The organism is Caproiciproducens faecalis (genome assembly GCF_019448085.1).
In the GTDB taxonomy this organism is placed as follows: domain Bacteria; phylum Bacillota; class Clostridia; order Oscillospirales; family Acutalibacteraceae; genus Caproiciproducens; species Caproiciproducens faecalis.
Map to the genome: position 1 here is coordinate 315,234 of NZ_JAGFNZ010000001.1, position 17,065 is coordinate 332,298.

The window sequence follows — 17,065 nt, forward strand, 5'->3', positions numbered from 1 at the left end:
TTATCAATGAGCAGAAAGGTGATAAGCATGGAATTTATCGAAAGTATTATTGAAAGAGCAAAACAGACAAAAAAGACGATTGTCCTGCCGGAGAGCGACGATATGAGAACCCTGCAGGCCGCTGCGGAAATTCTGGAAAAAGGAATTGCCAACCTGATTCTTGTCGGCAATAAAGCGAAAATTGAAGCGCAGGCCGCGGGTCTGGATCTTTCCAAAGCACAGTTTGCTGATCCCCTGACTTCTTCCAGCCGGGAGGATTATATTCATACATTTTACGAGCTCAGAAAAGCAAAGGGCATCACTTTGGAGCAGGCCGAAAAAATTATGTCCGATCCTGTTTTCTGGGCTGTGATGATGGTTAAGAAAGGTGACGCGGACGGAATGGTTTCCGGTGCGGCGCACTCCACGGCGGATACCATCCGCCCGGCGCTGCAGATCATTAAAACCGCACCCGGCGTCAAGCTCGTTTCCAGCTTTTTCGTCCTTTCCGTTCCGGACTGTGAATACGGCAGCAACGGCAACTTTGTATTTGCCGACTGTGCGCTCAATATCAACCCGAACGCGGACGAGCTTTCCGAAATCGCCATCGCTTCGGCGAAGTCCTTTAAAGAAATGGTCGGTGCTCAGCCGAAGGTTGCCATGCTTTCTTTCTCCTCTTATGGAAGCGGCAAGGATGAACTGGTGGAAAAAGTAGTGGAAGCGACCAGACTGGCAAAGGAAAAAGCGCCGGAACTCACACTGGACGGCGAATTGCAGGCGGACGCTGCGCTGGTTCCGAGCGTGGGCCAGTCCAAGGCAAAGGGAAGCAGCGTGGCCGGTCAGGCGAACGTTCTCGTATTCCCGGACCTGAACTGCGGCAATATTGCGTATAAGCTGGTGCAGAGACTGGGTAAAGCAAAAGCTTTCGGACCGGTGCTGCAGGGAATTGCAAAGCCGGTCAACGACCTGTCCAGGGGCTGCTCCGCAACGGACATCGTCGGTGTTGTCGCCATGACGGCGGTGCAGGCACAGGCTCAGTCCTGAGTTTACAAGAATACAGAATACTGGAGGCCGCGCGTTTTACGCGCGGCCTTTTTGCGCAGAAAAATACCGCCTTTTTACGGGCGGTATTCTAAGAAAGAAGAGAAATATGAAAAAGATATTGGAACCCTCATCTGAGGTACTTGTAATTACTTTTCCGGCCCTTGCCCTGACGATTCGCCACAATCAAAGACCGGGATGCCAAATGTATTTGCGATGATTATAGTATAGGCATATTATGTGTATTTATGGTGAAGCTAACTTGAAAATTTTAAGAATTTCCATATATTTTTCAATACGGAATCGCGATAAGACGATAGAGCGGAAACAAGAAAATCAGTTTGTTTGGCTTAATGCTATTTTTACAAAAACAGTTTGGCGGTTTATTCTATAATAAATCAGGGAAAGTCTCTTCACAAAGCAAAGCTGACGGCTTCTGCCTTCAAACAGGAAAGCGGAAGCTGTCATTATTTCTGTAAGGTGGGTATTCATATTTGAAATGGGATAAAATTCTGATTGTCGGTTTGGGCGGATCACTCGGCGCAATGCTGCGATATATGATTTCCGACGCAACGGCTAAATATTTGGGGAATTTTCCGCTGGGCACATTAATTGTCAATGTTTTGGGCGGATTTTTAATCGGTTTTATTATGGAGATCAGCGAGGGTTCCTGGCCGGTTCCCGCTCATGTCCGCATTTTTTTGACCACCGGAATTATGGGTGGGCTGACAACCTTTTCCACTTTCAGCTACGAAACGGTTTCCATGCTGTCGGATGGGAAATATCTGTTAGGCGGAGCAAACGCCGGGCTGAATCTATGTCTTGCTTTGGCTGCCTGCTGGGCCGGAAAAGCGGTTGCCCGGATGCTGTGAGATTGATTTGTAAAAAAATGACCCGAAAAGACGTTGAAATACGCCTTTTCGGGTCTGATTTCTAAATATAGAACATAAATCCGGCTTCCTGCGTTCGCTTGTCCACATCGTCCGCAATGTCGTAAAGCGAAATTTTCTTCAGTTCCGCCTCGATTGCGGCATCAATTACGGAAAAAACACATTGCTGCATGGACTGCTCCATAACCGGGGCTTTCTTTTCCACCGATTCTTCCGTTTTTTCAAACAGAGACTGTTCCAGCGCCCGCAGAATTTCATACACGTTTATTTTTTGTGGGGGCATTGCGAGCTTGTACCCGCCCTGCGCTCCTTTGACGGCAATCACCAGTTCGGCTCTTTTCAGCAGGGAAAACACCTGCTCCAAATAAATTTTGGAAATTCCCAGTTTTTCCGATATGCTCACAATCGTAATGCATTCATTGGCGTTATAATTTTGACTCATGGTAATCATGGCGGCCAGTCCGTATCTTCCTTTTGAAGAAATTCTCATGGGTTTCTCCTTTTAAAGATAAAAATTTTATAATACCTATTTATCATATCTTGAAAGAAGGAATTCGTCAAGAGGAGCGCGGATTTTCCTGTTTGCCGCAATGCCTGTGAAAGATTTTCGGTCAGGTTCCCGCGAGGAATATCTTTACCGCACTTGACAAGGTGGCTCCTTCAGGCTAAACTGTTTATATATTAAACATATATGAAATTATATAAATCGTTTAAATGGAGGTCTTTTGTAAATGCAAAAAATTTATCATAGCCTGACCGATCTCATAGGGAACACCCCTTTGCTGGAGCTTTCAAACTTTGAAAAAAAACATGATTTGAAAGCGGCAGTCGTTGCAAAGCTGGAGTATTTTAATCCCGCTGGAAGCGTCAAGGACAGAATCGCAAAATCTATGATCGACGATGCGGAGGAGAAGGGGCTTTTGAAGCCGAATTCCGTCATCATTGAGCCAACCAGCGGAAATACCGGCATTGGTCTTGCCTGTGTCGCTGCCGCCAGGGGATACCGCGTGATTCTCACCATGCCGGAGACAATGAGTATGGAACGCCGCAATCTGTTAAAGGCTTACGGCGCGGAGCTTGTCCTGACCGACGGCAGCAAAGGAATGAAGGGCGCGATTGATAAGGCGGATGAGCTTGCCAAAGAAATTCCGCATTCTTTTATTCCCGGCCAGTTCGTAAACCCCTCCAACCCCCAGACGCACAGGCTTACAACCGGACCGGAAATCTGGCAGGATACCGAGGGCAAGGTTGACTTCTTTGTTGCGGGAATCGGGACCGGCGGCACGATTACGGGAACCGGGGAATACCTCAAATCCCAGAATCCCAATGTGAAGGTGGTTGCCGTGGAGCCGTTTGATTCCCCGGTTCTTTCCGAGGGAAAAGCCGGACCCCACAAAATTCAGGGGATCGGCGCCGGATTTGTTCCCAAGGTGCTGAACACGAGCATATATGATGAAATTATCAAAGTGAAAAATGAGGATGCTTTCCAGACCGGAAAAGAGCTTTCTAAAACGGAGGGCCTGCTTGTCGGCATTTCTTCCGGCGCGGCACTGTGGGCCGCCGCAGAGCTTGCAAAACGTCCGGAAAATTCCGGGAAAACAATTGTGGTGCTTTTGCCGGATACCGGGGAAAGATATTTATCCACCCCTCTTTTTGCGGAATAACCGCTCAAAACAGAACAGGCCGGGCAGTCGTCGACTGCCCGGCCTGTTCCGCTGTCACCCGGTACAGCTTACCGGGAGAATCTTTTCAGTTTTATTTGACCATTTTCAGAACAAAGTTTTTGGCGTCCTCCAGATCTTTGTCATTTGGGTGCCCTTTGGAAATGCCGCCGATCAGGGCTAACGGCCCATATGTGTCAAATCCCTTGCAGCCAAAGTCACCGGCTATGACGGCGCCCCGCTTTTCCAAAAGTTTATGGAGCGCGCCGTGGCTGCCGGTTCCGCCCCTTCCGCTTGTGGAAAATGCAAAGACGGTTTTGCCGCTGAGGCTGAGTCCTTCTACTGCGTTCAGCAGTCCGCTGTAATGTTTTCCTTTGTCGATACCTGCGCCGAATCCAACGATTTCGTATTCCGAAAGATTTTTATCCTTGACCTCGCTCGCTTTGCAGAGCTCAGCGCCGGAAGCTCCCGCCATGGCGGAGGCGATTTTTTCTGTGTTGCCGTGATGATAAGAGTCGTAAACAATCAGACATTTTTTCAAGGGAATCCCTCCTGGCAGTGTAATCATATGACTTGTATCTATGATAGTATGATAATCCGGGAGTTGCAATATCCCCCAAGGAAAAAATATGTAAAAGCAGTTTATTCTGTTTTGCAAAGAAAAATCCGGATATAAACTTGACAATTTATGTCCAGAATGCTACACTGTTGACAAAGAACAAAACTTCCATTTTTTGGAGCGGAGGGGTTTCAACTGCTGATTACCAGAGAAACGGATTACGCGCTGCGTATTTTGCGGGCGATGGCAAGCGGAGAACAGGTTACCACCGGGGACATCTGCAAGCGGGAACTGCTTCCGCAGCAATTTGTATATAAAATACTCAAGAAGCTGGAACGCGCGAATTTGGTTCAGATTACACGCGGGGTTGGCGGGGGCTGCCGGCTAGTGGCGGATCTGAACAACGTAAGCCTTTACGACTTAACGGAAATCATGGACGCGGAAAAGCTGATTAGTGCCTGTATGCAGCCCGGATTTCAGTGTGCGTGGCAGCAGAAATGCAGCACTCCCTGTACGGTTCATCGGCAAATTTTCCGAATACAGGAAATTCTCGACACGGAGCTGCGCGCGGTAAGTCTGCACCGGATGCTGCTTCAGGCGGAAGATGAGTGAAAAAAGTACTTCGGTCAGCGCGGCATTTTTTTACGATAAAACTGGATAAACTTTGTCAAGTATAACTGTTTCGCGGGGGTCTGATTTTCCGGCCTGCCGCATTTCATTGCGAGTTCCGCTTGATAAATCTTATTGCTGATTCATAAAATGAAATATAAATGGTTAATCAAAGGGAGGAGTCAATATGTCTTTTAAAACGACAGAAGATCACGAAGCTCTCCGTGCGAAAGTCCGGGAGTTTGCGGAGTCTGAGGTGAAGCCGTTGGCGTTCCTGCTGGACAAGGAAAACCAGTTTCCCGAGGAGATTGTAAAAAAACTGGGTCAGATGGGGCTGATGGGGATTCCCTATCCAAAAGAGTGCGGCGGTGCGGGGCTGGACATGGTCAGCTATGCCATTGCCGTGGAGGAGCTGGCTCGGGTGGACGGCGGTACCGGCGTTATTCTTTCGGCTCACACCTCACTGGGTTCGTGGCCGATCTTTGCCTACGGTACAGAGGAGCAGAAGCAGAAATATCTGGTTCCGCTTGCCAAGGGCGAAAAGCTGGGTGCTTTCGGTCTGACGGAACAAAACGCGGGGAGTGACGCGGGCGGAACAGAAACCACCGCAGTGCTGGACGGCGACCATTATGTTTTAAATGGAGGAAAGATTTTTATTACCAATGCCGACAAAGCGGATACCTATGTGGTGTTTGCCATAACCACTCCGGACATCGGCACCCACGGAATCAGCGCGTTTATTGTGGAAAAAGGCTGGGAGGGATTCACTTTCGGCGACCACTATGACAAGATGGGCATCCGCTCTTCCTCCACTGCGGAGCTGGTTTTCAACGATGTGAAGGTTCCCTGTGGAAATCTTTTAGGAAAAGAGGGGGACGGTTTTAAGATCGCCATGTCCACTTTGGACGGCGGCCGTATCGGAATCGCCGCGCAGGCGCTCGGCATTGCGCAGGGTGCTTACGAAAGCGCGCTGGAGTATTCCAAGGAGCGCGTCCAGTTCGGCAGACCCATCTGCCAGCAGCAGATTATTGCTTTCAAATTAGCCGACATGGCTACCAAGCTTCGCGCGGCCAGGCTGCTGGTCTACAGTGCCGCCGAGCTGAAGGAAAACCACGAGCCCTATGGGATGGAATCCGCCATGGCCAAACAGTACGCTTCCGATGTCTGTCTGGAAATCGTGAACGATGCTCTCCAGATTTTCGGCGGCAACGGATACCTCAAGGGGATGGAAGTGGAGCGCGCCTACCGCGACGCAAAAATCTGCACCATTTACGAGGGTACCAACGAGATTCAGCGGGTGGTGATCGCTTCTCATATTATTGGAAGGATGCCGAAAGATGCGGCTCCGTCAAGCGCTCAGCACGGCCCTGTCACCGGTGTGCGGAAAAAGATGATCCTGAAGGAGGGGACCGCCGGGGAACGTGTAAACGCGCTGGTGGAATCCTTAAAGGCGGATGGTTATGACTTTACCGTGGGCATCGACATTGATACGCCCATCGCTCAGGCGGAACGGGTGGTGAGTGCCGGAAAGGGAATCGGCGCAAAAGAAAACATGGAATTGGTAAAAGCCCTTGCCATTCAAGCGGGCGCCGCGCTCGGCTCCTCCCGTCCGGTGGCGGAAACACTGAAATATGTGCCCTTGAACCGGTATGTGGGGATGTCGGGCCAGAAATTCAACGGCAATCTGTACATAGCCTGCGGCATTTCCGGAGCCGGCCAGCACCTGAAAGGCATTAAGGACGCTACGACCATCGTTGCCATTAACAACAATCCCAACGCGCCTATTTTCAAAAACTGCGACTACGGGATTGTGGGTGATCTGCTGGAAATTCTCCCGCTGCTCTGTGCCGCTCTGGATAACGGGGAAGACAAGAAACCCGCTCCACCAATGAAGAAAATGAAACGCGCCGTACCGAAGAAGGTCAAACCGTCATGGCACACCTACGTTTGCAACGGCTGCGGTTACGAATACAATCCCGCCGTGGGTGACCCGGAAAACGATGTACGCCCCGGAACCCTGTTCGACGCCATTCCGGACGAGTGGATCTGCCCGGAATGCGGCGAGGAAAAAGACCAGTTTATTGAAGTCTGACCAGCGGAAAAGCTGAGAAACCATGATTTGTATCAAGGAGGATTGAATGATGCATTGTGTCAGAAAAGTAACGGAAAACCTTTATTGGGTCGGGGCCAACGACCGCCGGCTTTCCCTTTTTGAGAATATTCATCCTATTCCGCGCGGCGTTTCCTACAACTCTTACCTGCTGCTGGATAAACAGACGGTTTTGTTCGACACGGTGGACTGGTCGGCCTGCCGCCAGTTTTTAGAGAATGTGGAGTACCTGTTGGACGGAAGACCGCTCGACTATCTGGTTATTAACCATATGGAGCCCGACCACGGCGCATCCATAGAGGAAATTCTGCTGCGCTATCCCAAAACAAAAATCATCAGCACAGAGAAAGCATTTATGCTGATGCGGCAATTCGGTTTCCACATTGACGGACGCATGGAAGAAGTGCAGGAGGGGGACACCAAGTCCTTTGGAAAACATGTAGTGACATTTGTGTCCGCGCCGATGGTGCACTGGCCGGAAGCGATGGTGACCTTCGATACCACCAACGGAGTGCTTTTTTCCGCCGACGCCTTCGGTTCGTTCGGCGCTCTGGACGGAAAGCTCTTTAACGACGAGGTGAATTTCGACCGCGACTGGATTGACGACGCCCGCAGATATTACACCAATATCGTCGGAAAGTATGGGCCGCACGTTCAGGCTCTTCTGAAAAAGGCGGGCGGGATCGACATCAAGATCATCTGTCCGCTGCATGGGCCGGTCTGGCGCACGGATTTGGGATATTTCCTTGATAAATACGGTCACTGGAGCAGCTATGAGCCGGAAGAACAGGGCGTGATGATTGTTTACGCCACCATGTACGGAAACACGGAAAGTGCCGCGGGCGTACTTGCAGCCAAACTGGTCGAAAAGGGAATGACCAATGTCGTCATGTACGACGTTTCCAATACCCATGTGTCCTACCTGATCTCGGAAGCCTTCCGGCTCAGCCATATTGTACTGGCCTCCGTTACCTATAATCTGGGAATTTACCCGGTGATGCATAATTTCCTGATGGATATGAAGGCGCTCAATCTTCAGAAACGCACCGTCGCGATCATGGAAAACGGCTCCTGGGCGTGCAAGTCCGGAACCCTGATGCGTGAGTTCCTTGAGAATGAGATGAAGGATATGAACGTTTTGGAGGAGAAGCTTACGCTGAACTCCGCCATGAATGCAGACAATCTGCCGGATATGGACGCCCTTGCCGACGGCATCATTGCGTCGATGAAGAAATAATCCGTAAAGTTATAACAAATATCCTTAAAAAACCGCCGGAGTTAAAACTCCGGCAGTTTTTCTCTGTTCCAGGACTCTTGATTGTTTTCTCCCCACTTCTTGCAGAGATCTATAAACTTTTTTGCTGCCGGGGTCAGAAATTTATTACGGTGGTAAATAATCATGAACTGCCGCTGAAAAGATAATCCCTCTACGTTCAGCCGGCGCAGCTTTTGGTGGTTCTGGTAGCTGGGCAGCAGCTTTTGAGGAAGCACCGAAAAGCCCAGCCCCTCCGCAAGTGCGTTGACAATCGCCTGTGTGCTGGTGCTTTCCCACGCCGGGGTCATCAGGTAACTGTTCTGGTGTAAAATATGCTCTGAAAGTTCGCGGGTTCCGCTGTTCCGTTCCCGGCTGAGAAAGGGATAGTCCTTCAAATCCTGCATACGGACAAGTTTCTTTTTGGCAAGGGGATGCTCCTTGCTGCAGACAACTACCAGATCATCCGTGCAGAACGGTTCAAACTCAATGTTCTCATAGTGCACATTGCCTTCAATCAGTCCGAAGTCAACCTCATTGCGGAGAATCTTTTCCTCCACTTCTTCAGAGCTGTCCACAGCTACGAAAACGTCAATCTGCGGATAGAAATCTTCAAATTGCCGGACGAGCTTAGGAATCACAAGGTTGCCGATTGTAATCGATGTCCCGATTCGCAGCTTTCCTTTGGTGTCCCAGTTCTTGATGGTCGTCTCCATCTCCTCAAACAAAGAGACAATATGGAGCGCATAATCAAAAAGCCGCTTTCCCGCCTCTGTGATATACAGTCTTCGTGACAGGCGTTCAAACAGCGCAACTCCGTAGTAGTCCTCAAGCTCGCGGATGGCCACACTGACCGCGGGCTGGGAAAGATGCAGCTTTTCCGCTGCTTTTGTTACGCTGTTTTCCTGACTGACGGTAAGAAATATCTTCATGTGTTTTAGGGTCATCCGCGCTCTTCCTTTACATTTATATAAAATTTAATATATAATTGATAATATAATACTATTTTACTTATGTAATTTCAAGCGGTATACTGTAGGGGAAGGAGGGAATTTATGAAAAAAGATCTAAAATTTTTCTGGAAACTATTTACGTCGACTTTTAGCCTCAGTGCCTTTACCTTTGGCGGCGGGTTTGTGATTGTGCCACTGATGAGGAAAAAGTTTGTACAGGAGCTTCACTGGATTGAGGAAGAAGAAATGCTGGATTTAACGGCAATCGCTCAATCTTCGCCCGGCGCCATTGCGGTAAACGCCGCAATTTTAATCGGGTACCGTCTGGCCGGATTTTTAGGGGCCCTCATTACTGTCGTTGCCACCGTTTTGCCGCCGCTGATTATTCTTTCAATTATTTCCGTAGGGTATACGGCGTTTCGGGACAGCGTAATTGTCAATTACGTTTTAAAGGGTATGCAGGCCGGTGTGGCGGCGGTCATTGTGGATGTTGTCATTAACATGGCGCAGGAAATCGTAAAGGAAAAGCATGCCCTGCCGATTATCGTTATGGTGGGTGCTTTTATTGCAGCCTGTGTTTTCAAAGTCAATGTCATTTATATTGTACTGGCCTGTGGAATCATCGGCGCCTTTTCCGTGCGGAAAAAGAACCCAGCAAAGGAGGGTGAAAAATGATTTATCTGCAGTTGTTCTGGAGCTTTTTCCAGGTTGGACTGTTCAGTATCGGCGGAGGTTACGCGGCGATGCCGATTATACAGAATCAGGTCGTCACCCAGCACGGTTGGCTTTCCATGACGGAATTCGCGGATGTAATCACAATTTCGCAGATGACTCCGGGACCGATTTCCATTAATTCGGCTACCTTTGTAGGAATCCGTATTGCCGGAATCTGGGGAGCTGTAATTGCCACGGTGGGCTGTGTACTGCCGTCGTGTATCATTGTGCTCACTCTCGCGTTTATTTATTATAAATACCGCAATTTGACTTTGGCACAGGGAATTCTCGGCGGTCTCCGCCCCGCGGTAGTGGCAATGATTGCATCAGCCGGTCTTGCTATTCTGGTGCTGGCATTCTGGGAAGGGAAACCGGTGTCTGTAAATCCACAGGATCTGGACTGGATTTCCATCGTCCTGTTCTCCATCTGCCTTTTTGTATTACGGAAATGGAAAAGCGACCCGATTATCGTTATGTCGGGAGCCGGATTTGTTGGTTTGTGCGCTTACTATTTTCTTGGAAGATGAAAGAGGGTGTTGTGGTGAAATTATTTATCAAAAATCATTTGTTTAAAATGGTGGCCTGCGACCAGGACGGCCGACCGCTTTATCATATCAAAGGAAATCCGCTAAGTCCGAAAAAAGTAATTGCTGCCAAAGACAAAGTTCTTTATTGTACAGATATCATCAGCATGGAACCCCATCATTCTGACGAAGAAATTCCTGCCAGAGAGTATATTGTCCGCAAGAAATCCGACAATAGGGAACCTGTAATCACGGCTACGGTGAACTATGAAAATTCCGAATCTAAAAAGCGCCGCAATTTTCCGCATAAGCTGCCGCGTGCGGAACGTCTGAAGGTACAGATCAAGGATGCAGGGCCTTCCAATATGACGATACAAAGGCAAAAGGATGGTTCCTGTGTGTTTTACAATCAGCAGAATCAGCCGGTAGGAACCCTTTCCGAGTATCGTCCGCTGCGCGGATATGCTCTTGAAAGCAGCTTCATTGCGGACGGAGGACTGCTCTGTGCTTTGTTTGTGCTTACGCGCTACATGGCTCAGGAAGAGGAATTGATTGTGGTCTGATTTTAATATTGCAAAGTTGATTTGGCAGACAACTGTCGTCTTGAACTGCACCCAGTTTGTTAGACATGTGATGAAGGAAACATGTCTTAAGAAAAGGGGTGCAGTTTTTGTATGGCGAAAATTCCGTCCTGTATTTTTTGTTCGGTGTTCTTTTGGCATAAAAAATCACCCCAATCGTTATTCAGTATGTTATAACTGTTTAACTTTTGGGGTGAAGTATTATTCAGCTTTTTTTATTTTGCCATTGGGTCGGAAATCCTGCGGCGCAGGCCGGAGAAAGGCAAAAGCTCCGTTTTCAAATCTTGTTAACGCAAATCATTCGGATATTGCTGGGTACTGACATGCAGAAGCTTCTTTGCAGTGGTGATGTCGGTGATTAACGTGTCAATCAATCGGTAGCGGATGGCGATATAAATGCTCTCAACTTTTTCATCTCCACCGGCGACCCCGATCACTTCGGGTATCTTCTTGATTTCATCCAAGCTCAGCGACATCAGCTGTTGGTTCCATTTGCAATCCACCAACTGACCGCGCTCGTTAAAAAAATTGAAGGAAATGTCCCCTTTTATCAAATCGCTGACATTGTCGGTATACTTATCCATGCCGTGCAGGTAAGCTTCTGTCATTTCAAAATAGATGGGAGAACTGCCGAGGCCAACGATGGCGATGTCTGCGTTTCTCGCGTTATCCAGCACCTCCTTGATGAAGTGCTGCTTCATCAGGACCTGCTTGGCCTCCGGAGAATCGACGATGACAGGGGCATGGAGCTGCATGCTGTCACCGCCGCACTGGCGCGCAAAAATCTCGGCGATGACATTCGCCTGAGTGTCTCGGTCATTGCGCAACAGCCCGCCGGACAGCGGCACGAACGTCACGTCCGGAAACGGAACCGGAGAGGTAAAGCTGTTGGCCAGCGCGAAATTGGTCGCGCCCGATGATACTGCCACCAGCTTCACCGAGTGCATGCGTCTGAACAGGTATTTCGCCGCGGACTGTCCCAGCCGTTTCTTCGGCTGGTTGCTCTCGTCCACATTGACACAGATGACATCGTGAAGCTTGAAGGTCGACTTTAACTGATTTTCCAGCACATGGTAAGGCCGCACGCCGGCGTCATGGATAATCACCTGCACAATCCCGACAGCGCGCGCTTTTGTCAGCAATTTGGAAACCAGCGAGCGGCTCATGTTGTATTTCTTCGCAATTTGATCCTGCGTCAGGTAATCGTCATAATACAGATGCGCGATTTCCACCAGCAATTGCGTATCGTCGGAATTTGCCATACTCTAATCCCTCACAGCCTACATGAAAACAATCGAACTACCGACTTTGACATCCGGAACACCGGCCGGCGAGAGCACAATTCCCCCCGGAAGTGAGTCCTCCGTCGGATCAAACACCAGCGTCATATGCCCCAGACGGCTGAAATTCTCATTCGCCACCTCGCCAACCTGCTCGATGGTGTACTTTTTATCGTCAAACAGAATGTATCCGCCTGGACGCAGCATTTCGCCGCCCAGCTCGCTTTCAAATTCGTGGATGATACAGGAGTCCTGAAGTTCCTCGGGGCAATTCTTTCCAAATAGCACCAGCATAGGGCTTTCGTCAAATATGGCATCCGCTCCGATGGCGGTCACTGTTGTTTTGAACATTTGCATCATACTCCTTTCTATAATTATATTATAGCGCAGCGCTTCAAAAAAGAAAAGCAATCCATCATCGCAGTGCGAATTTACTTGCCGGCAAACACGCGCATGGCGCGCAGAACATCCGCTTTCATGGCGCTTGTAGCGCAAAGCGAGATTGCGTCGAAAAACAGCGCGGCATGGTCTGCTGTCAAATACTGCTTGACAGCCTCGCCGCCGGCCTTATTCATATAGGTGTAGTAATTGATCTTGCAAATGCCGTTCTGGATGGCAACTCTGTAGTCCGCGTCAGAAACGCCGGACCCGCCGTGCATAACAAGTGGAATACCTGCCGCGTCGCGGATTTTACTGACACGATCCAGATCCAGACGGGGTTCGGTGAGATACACGCCGTGTACAGTCCCGAACGCGACGGCCAGACAGTCGACGCCGGTTGCATCCACGAAGCGGCGAGCCATATCCGGGTCGGTATATATATCGTCGAGGTTATTGTAGTCATCGGCGCTGTCGGCGGTTGTGCCCTCACCGACAACAACCTTTGACGTAAAGACGTGGCCGAGCTCCGCTTCCACAGACACTCCCGAGGCGTGTGCAATCTTCACGATCTCCGCTGTCTGAGCAACGTTTGTGTCAAAGTCCTTCCCGGATGCGTCATACATCACGGACGTGAAGCCAAGCCGGATGGCCTGTACGCAGCGCTCATATGAACTGCCGTGATCCAGATGCACCGCAACCGGTACGGACGCGCGCTTGGCGTAGTGCAGCATCAATGGTGCGATCTCGTGCATGTCGATGATATTGTCATGACTCTGCGCGTGCTGCAGGATGACGGGACATCCAAGTTCCTCGGCGGCCGCGATAATGGCGCGCACGCTCTCCAATGTGGTGCCGTTGAACGCACCCACTGCGTATTTCCGTGCTTTTGCATCGGCTAAAACATCTTTAAGATTGGCTAGCATGATTATGATACCCCCTATTTCGTTGTGTCAACATTGTAGTGTTCAAGCAGAATACGCTCCGCCTCTGCGCTCCAGCAGCCTTTTGCACGATCGCAGGCATCCGCGAGTTTGCCGAACAGCGGGTTCTCCGCGCTCAATTTGCGGAAATCCGCAATTGCGGTCAGCGGCAGATCGATCTGCGTGTAAATCAGCTTTTTGCCGCCTGGAATCTGTGGCAGGTTCAAGGTCGTTTCGATTGCGCTGTTCAGTCCGCCAATATGTGTCAGCATGACAGTGGGGTTAATGCGCCCTTCATCCGACAGACGAATCGCGTCAAGCAAGTCCTGATTGGTGCTTCCGGTGAAACCGACATAATGCGTTTTAGCATAATGGATGTTATACATGTTGATCGTTGCGGACAGGTTTTTGTCTACGGGGCCGGAAAAGAAATTCAGGCATCCGTCGGTTGCCAGCACCTTGTCTGCCTGCTCAATCAATTTCTGCACGGGAGCATACACAAAGACATCGTCGTATCCCTTTCCACCGCTGAGGCTCAGCAGATCGCGCACGACATCATTGCTTTGTGCCGCATTGAAAAACACAAGCCGCTTGTTGTTGCGTGCGGGCAGTACGGTCTGGGCGCGGGCAATGCGCTCTTCAGAAACATCGACAGCTACGATGAGCGCCGGACCGTTTTCCAGCTGCAGCGCGTAATCGATAGCGGCGAGCCCCATCGGACCGCAGGCACCGAAAATAATTAGGTTTCCCTGCGGCTTGACGCCCATCGCGTGCTCGTGGTTCACATCAGAGGTGTGGTACATCCGGTTGTATCCCGCGATTACACATGCGATCGGTTCAGCCAGTGAAGACTGGAAGAAAGACTCCCCTTTGATCGGTATCAGGCAATTGAGTTCCATAACCTCGTTCGGGATCACACCGTAGGTACAGTCACCGCCAAAATAGGAGTATGAGTAGCCGGGGGTAATGAATGTTCCGTTAAAATTCAGGGAAGGCTGAATCGTGAACCGCTGGCCCGGCCGATATTTGTCCTTCCATTTGGCGCCCACCGAGATGATGACACCTGCCATTTCGTGGCCGACGATAACCGGATTTTCAGCTAAGTTGTCCGGCGCCCGCTTATGTGCGCCGCCCTGCTGAACCAGCTTGTATGTAGACATACATACGCTGTCTGTCATAATCTTTGCGAGAATTTCATCATCCCTGATTTCAGGTAAATCAAATTCTTCCACACGCAGGTCCTTTGCTCCATGGAGCCTGATTGCTTTTGTTTTCATGTATGTACCTCCAGATAATATAATGTTGTTATTCCCATGGTGGAATGATTGAGCATGCTTAATGACACTATAATAATAGCGACTGATGATTAGGGTTGTCAATTATTTGTGATACATTGGAACATATGTGATAACTATTTCGAAATTCAAATCAGTTATTTAAAAAAACTGTAGAATTTGTTCAAATATTAAAGATGATGTTGACATTTAATGTGCAATACTATAACATCATGAGCAAGTCAGGACATGATATGAAAATGGGAGAAAGGAGAAAACGAGTGGAAATGGGGGGTGATTCTATGACGATACTGTTGGGCGGATTGTTCTTGGCAATGGTATTGCAAGCATTTTTTGCATACAAACAGCTAAAGACCATGTACAGCACGCTGGGGCAGATGAAGCGGGAACATGCCGGTTCGGGATATCTGGCAATGGGGAGTGCGAAATCCAGAATTCCATTCCGAAAAGGCGTGGCTGTCATTATCGTGGTGGATGAAGCAGGAGTTGTCGTGGACTATCGTGAAATGCAGGGCAGAACCGTGTTCGCAAAATTTAGGCGGAAGGCGGAATTGATCGGCTTGACAATGGAGTCGGCAGTCAGCCGGGCGGCTGAGAAAATGAGAGTGGAAGCCTTGAAAAAGGCGATTGTGCTGATTGATGAACAGCGCAACCGGCAAACTGCCACATTGTAACAAGGATCAAACTGATAGGATTTAGGAGGGCGTTTTATGGATTTCTTAGTAAAATTTGCAGAGGTCTTTACCGGCGTGTTCCAGGCCGGAGGAAAAAACTTGACAGGACTAATCACGGGGATCCTGCCCACATTGCTGGTACTTTTAACAACGATCAACGCGCTGATCAAGCTGATCGGAGAGGAACGCGTCAATAATTTCGCGAAAAAACTGACACGGTTCCGACTGCTGCGCTATACGCTTTTGCCAATCATGTCGCTGTTTTTCCTGACAAATCCAATGTGCTATACAATGGGACGGTTTGTCGAGGAAAAGGAAAAGCCGGCCTTTATTGACGCATGTTTCTCGTTTGCGCATCCAATACTCGGAATTTTCCCGCACGCTAACCCGGGGGAGCTGTTTGTATGGGCCGGCATCTCCGCGGGCATTACAACGCTGGGGCAATCGGCTATGCCGCTGGCGGTACGGTACTTTATCGTAGGTATTATTGTGATCTTTATCCGTGGCAATGTGACTGAGCTTATTACAACGCTGATGATGAAGAGAAAAGGGGCGGCGAAATGATGACGGCAGTAAAAGTAACAAAAGGTCCCGGGGGCTGGGGCGGCCCGTTTACAGTACAAGAGACCGAAACCCGCAAAGTCGTAGCGTCAATCACAGGCGGCGGCATTCATCCGCTGGCTCAGAAGATTGCGGATTTGCTGCATGTTCCGGCCGTAGACGGCTTTAAGGAAAAGGTCGAGCCTGATACCATGATTATTGCTGTCGTAGACTGCGGCGGAACACTGCGGTGCGGCGTATACCCAAAGCTCGGGGTCAAAACGATTGACACCCATCCGATCTCACCGTCGGGCCCGTTGAGCCGCTACATAAACGAGGGCAATTTTGTATCGGGGGTTGTCGAGGAGAACATCAGCCTTGTGGAAACTGAAGAGACCGATACCACTGCCAAGACAGCTGCGAAGGCTGCTTCAGAACCAAAAGCAGCGGCGGCGGAGGTGCCGGCAGCCTCCTCAAAAGGAATGGTCGGGTTTATAACCAATTCCGGGCGAGCAATTGGAAACGTCGTGAATATCTTCTATCAAGCCGGCCGTGATTCCGTTGAAATCGTATTGAAGAGTATCCTGCCGTTTATGGTATTTGTCAGCATCATGGTCGGTATCATCAATTACACAGGGGTTGGCAATGTTCTTGCAAACGCTATTAAGCCGCTGGCCGGAAGTTTGCCGGGACTGTTGGGGCTGTCCGTTTTTTGTGCGATCCCATTTTTGTCCCCCGTATTGGGGCCGGGTGCGGTCATCGCGCAGGTCGTCGGAGTATTGTTGGGGGTTCAGATCGGAAAGGGCACGATTCCGCCATCCTACGCTCTGCCCGCGCTGTTCGCAATCAATTCTCAGGTCGGCTGCGATTTCCTGCCGGTCGCATTGACATTGGCAGAGGCGGAGCCGGAGACAGTGGAAACCGGTGTTCCGGCGATGCTTTTCTCCCGGCTCATCACGGGCCCCATAGCTGTATTGGTGGCGTTCCTTCTGAGCTTCGGACTTTATTAAACAAAACTGTTGAGAAGACAGGGATGCCCGGCAATGCCACCAGGAAAAATGCTGGAAGGCGTTTTCCTGGTGGTACGCCTAAAAAGCCAATG

General features: G+C 49.8%; 19 protein-coding genes. 12 read left to right on the forward strand and 7 right to left on the reverse strand.

What is annotated here, in order from left to right; all coding sequences use genetic code 11:
* The first annotated feature begins 6 nt into the window (after positions 1-6).
* Both pta and crcB read left to right on the forward strand, forming a co-directional pair.
* A complete protein-coding gene (gene pta, locus J5W02_RS01475; protein ID WP_219963880.1) occupies positions 7-1,023 on the forward strand; it encodes a phosphate acetyltransferase in 1,017 nt (338 codons plus the stop codon).
* 491 nt (positions 1,024-1,514) lie between these two features.
* Positions 1,515-1,892, forward strand: coding sequence for a fluoride efflux transporter CrcB (gene crcB / locus J5W02_RS01480; protein ID WP_219963881.1), 378 nt, complete (start codon positions 1,515-1,517; stop codon positions 1,890-1,892).
* Positions 1,893-1,953: 61 nt separating this feature from the next.
* On the opposite strand, the gene J5W02_RS01485 is transcribed toward crcB, so the two are convergent.
* Positions 1,954-2,400, reverse strand: coding sequence for an RrF2 family transcriptional regulator (locus tag J5W02_RS01485; RefSeq protein ID WP_219963882.1), 447 nt, complete (start codon positions 2,398-2,400; stop codon positions 1,954-1,956).
* A 241-nt stretch (positions 2,401-2,641) separates the two neighbouring features.
* Between J5W02_RS01485 and cysK the strand changes: the two genes are divergently transcribed.
* Positions 2,642-3,574, forward strand: a complete 933-nt coding sequence (gene cysK, locus J5W02_RS01490) for a cysteine synthase A (protein ID WP_219963883.1) — start codon at positions 2,642-2,644, stop codon at positions 3,572-3,574.
* A 91-nt stretch (positions 3,575-3,665) separates the two neighbouring features.
* On the opposite strand, the gene J5W02_RS01495 is transcribed toward cysK, so the two are convergent.
* Entirely contained in the window at positions 3,666-4,112 is a 447-nt protein-coding gene (locus J5W02_RS01495; protein ID WP_219963884.1) for a flavodoxin family protein, read from the reverse strand.
* A 219-nt stretch (positions 4,113-4,331) separates the two neighbouring features.
* Here J5W02_RS01495 and J5W02_RS01500 point away from each other — a divergent pair, with 219 nt between their 5' ends.
* From J5W02_RS01500 to J5W02_RS01510, 3 genes are all read left to right on the forward strand, one after another.
* On the forward strand, positions 4,332-4,742 hold the full coding sequence (locus tag J5W02_RS01500; RefSeq protein WP_330659664.1) for an RrF2 family transcriptional regulator: 411 nt from the start codon (positions 4,332-4,334) through the stop codon (positions 4,740-4,742).
* A gap of 184 nt (positions 4,743-4,926) precedes the next feature.
* Positions 4,927-6,831: an acyl-CoA dehydrogenase family protein gene (locus J5W02_RS01505; RefSeq protein WP_219963885.1), complete on the forward strand. Its 1,905-nt coding sequence runs from the start codon at positions 4,927-4,929 to the stop codon at positions 6,829-6,831.
* A 49-nt stretch (positions 6,832-6,880) separates the two neighbouring features.
* The gene (locus J5W02_RS01510; RefSeq protein WP_219964417.1) at positions 6,881-8,086 is read left to right on the forward strand and encodes an FprA family A-type flavoprotein; all 1,206 of its coding nucleotides are present in this window, start codon (positions 6,881-6,883) and stop codon (positions 8,084-8,086) included.
* Positions 8,087-8,127: 41 nt separating this feature from the next.
* On the opposite strand, the gene J5W02_RS01515 is transcribed toward J5W02_RS01510, so the two are convergent.
* On the reverse strand, positions 8,128-9,033 hold the full coding sequence (locus J5W02_RS01515; protein WP_255575504.1) for a LysR family transcriptional regulator: 906 nt from the start codon (positions 9,031-9,033) through the stop codon (positions 8,128-8,130).
* Positions 9,034-9,156: 123 nt separating this feature from the next.
* On the opposite strand from J5W02_RS01515, the gene J5W02_RS01520 reads away from it, so the two are divergent.
* From J5W02_RS01520 to J5W02_RS01530, 3 genes are read left to right on the forward strand one after another with little or no spacing between them, the layout of a single operon-like run.
* A complete protein-coding gene (locus J5W02_RS01520; RefSeq protein ID WP_219963887.1) occupies positions 9,157-9,729 on the forward strand; it encodes a chromate transporter in 573 nt (190 codons plus the stop codon).
* Positions 9,726-10,295, forward strand: coding sequence for a chromate transporter (locus J5W02_RS01525; protein WP_219963888.1), 570 nt, complete (start codon positions 9,726-9,728; stop codon positions 10,293-10,295). The genes J5W02_RS01520 and J5W02_RS01525 overlap by 4 nt, the downstream gene beginning before the upstream one ends.
* Before the next feature lie 14 nt (positions 10,296-10,309).
* Positions 10,310-10,855 (forward strand): hypothetical protein, encoded by a 546-nt coding sequence (locus tag J5W02_RS01530; protein WP_219963889.1) that lies wholly within the window; start codon positions 10,310-10,312, stop codon positions 10,853-10,855.
* 305 nt (positions 10,856-11,160) lie between these two features.
* Here the strand turns inward: J5W02_RS01530 and J5W02_RS01535 are convergent, their stop codons facing one another.
* The 4 genes from J5W02_RS01535 to J5W02_RS01550 all read right to left on the reverse strand — a co-directional run bounded on the left by J5W02_RS01535 (position 11,161) and on the right by J5W02_RS01550 (position 14,731).
* A complete protein-coding gene (locus tag J5W02_RS01535; RefSeq protein WP_219963890.1) occupies positions 11,161-12,135 on the reverse strand; it encodes a sugar-binding transcriptional regulator in 975 nt (324 codons plus the stop codon).
* An 18-nt stretch (positions 12,136-12,153) separates the two neighbouring features.
* Positions 12,154-12,504, reverse strand: coding sequence for a PTS glucitol/sorbitol transporter subunit IIA (locus tag J5W02_RS01540; RefSeq protein WP_219963891.1), 351 nt, complete (start codon positions 12,502-12,504; stop codon positions 12,154-12,156).
* 80 nt (positions 12,505-12,584) lie between these two features.
* Positions 12,585-13,457 (reverse strand): class II fructose-bisphosphate aldolase, encoded by an 873-nt coding sequence (locus J5W02_RS01545; RefSeq protein WP_219963892.1) that lies wholly within the window; start codon positions 13,455-13,457, stop codon positions 12,585-12,587.
* A 14-nt stretch (positions 13,458-13,471) separates the two neighbouring features.
* Positions 13,472-14,731, reverse strand: coding sequence for a zinc-binding dehydrogenase (locus J5W02_RS01550; protein ID WP_219963893.1), 1,260 nt, complete (start codon positions 14,729-14,731; stop codon positions 13,472-13,474).
* Between the two features lie 299 nt (positions 14,732-15,030).
* Here J5W02_RS01550 and J5W02_RS01555 point away from each other — a divergent pair, with 299 nt between their 5' ends.
* The 3 genes from J5W02_RS01555 to srlE are packed head-to-tail and all read left to right on the forward strand — an operon-like array spanning position 15,031 to position 16,973.
* Positions 15,031-15,423 carry a transcriptional regulator GutM gene (locus J5W02_RS01555; RefSeq protein WP_219963894.1) on the forward strand — a complete coding sequence of 131 codons (393 nt, stop codon included), beginning with the start codon at positions 15,031-15,033 and terminating at the stop codon, positions 15,421-15,423.
* 36 nt (positions 15,424-15,459) lie between these two features.
* On the forward strand, positions 15,460-15,987 hold the full coding sequence (gene srlA, locus J5W02_RS01560; RefSeq protein ID WP_219963895.1) for a PTS glucitol/sorbitol transporter subunit IIC: 528 nt from the start codon (positions 15,460-15,462) through the stop codon (positions 15,985-15,987).
* The gene (gene srlE, locus J5W02_RS01565) at positions 15,984-16,973 is read left to right on the forward strand and encodes a PTS glucitol/sorbitol transporter subunit IIB (protein WP_219963896.1); all 990 of its coding nucleotides are present in this window, start codon (positions 15,984-15,986) and stop codon (positions 16,971-16,973) included. The genes srlA and srlE overlap by 4 nt, the downstream gene beginning before the upstream one ends.
* Positions 16,974-17,065: the final 92 nt, after the last annotated feature.

Bases quoted from the DNA above. Each gene is read 5' to 3' on its own strand.
- J5W02_RS01540 (WP_219963891.1), bottom strand. From the start codon at position 12,504: ATGTTCAAAACAACAGTGACCGCCATCGGAGCGGATGCCATATTTGAC.
- J5W02_RS01505 (WP_219963885.1), top strand. From the start codon at position 4,927: ATGTCTTTTAAAACGACAGAAGATCACGAAGCTCTCCGTGCGAAAGTC.
- J5W02_RS01535 (WP_219963890.1), bottom strand. From the start codon at position 12,135: ATGGCAAATTCCGACGATACGCAATTGCTGGTGGAAATCGCGCATCTG.
- J5W02_RS01550 (WP_219963893.1), bottom strand. From the start codon at position 14,731: ATGAAAACAAAAGCAATCAGGCTCCATGGAGCAAAGGACCTGCGTGTG.
- J5W02_RS01510 (WP_219964417.1), top strand. From the start codon at position 6,881: ATGCATTGTGTCAGAAAAGTAACGGAAAACCTTTATTGGGTCGGGGCC.
- pta (WP_219963880.1), top strand. From the start codon at position 7: ATGAGCAGAAAGGTGATAAGCATGGAATTTATCGAAAGTATTATTGAA.
- srlE (WP_219963896.1), top strand. From the start codon at position 15,984: ATGATGACGGCAGTAAAAGTAACAAAAGGTCCCGGGGGCTGGGGCGGC.
- J5W02_RS01515 (WP_255575504.1), bottom strand. From the start codon at position 9,033: ATGAAGATATTTCTTACCGTCAGTCAGGAAAACAGCGTAACAAAAGCA.
- J5W02_RS01485 (WP_219963882.1), bottom strand. From the start codon at position 2,400: ATGAGAATTTCTTCAAAAGGAAGATACGGACTGGCCGCCATGATTACC.
- cysK (WP_219963883.1), top strand. From the start codon at position 2,642: ATGCAAAAAATTTATCATAGCCTGACCGATCTCATAGGGAACACCCCT.
- J5W02_RS01520 (WP_219963887.1), top strand. From the start codon at position 9,157: ATGAAAAAAGATCTAAAATTTTTCTGGAAACTATTTACGTCGACTTTT.
- srlA (WP_219963895.1), top strand. From the start codon at position 15,460: ATGGATTTCTTAGTAAAATTTGCAGAGGTCTTTACCGGCGTGTTCCAG.
- J5W02_RS01525 (WP_219963888.1), top strand. From the start codon at position 9,726: ATGATTTATCTGCAGTTGTTCTGGAGCTTTTTCCAGGTTGGACTGTTC.
- J5W02_RS01545 (WP_219963892.1), bottom strand. From the start codon at position 13,457: ATGCTAGCCAATCTTAAAGATGTTTTAGCCGATGCAAAAGCACGGAAA.
- J5W02_RS01555 (WP_219963894.1), top strand. From the start codon at position 15,031: ATGACGATACTGTTGGGCGGATTGTTCTTGGCAATGGTATTGCAAGCA.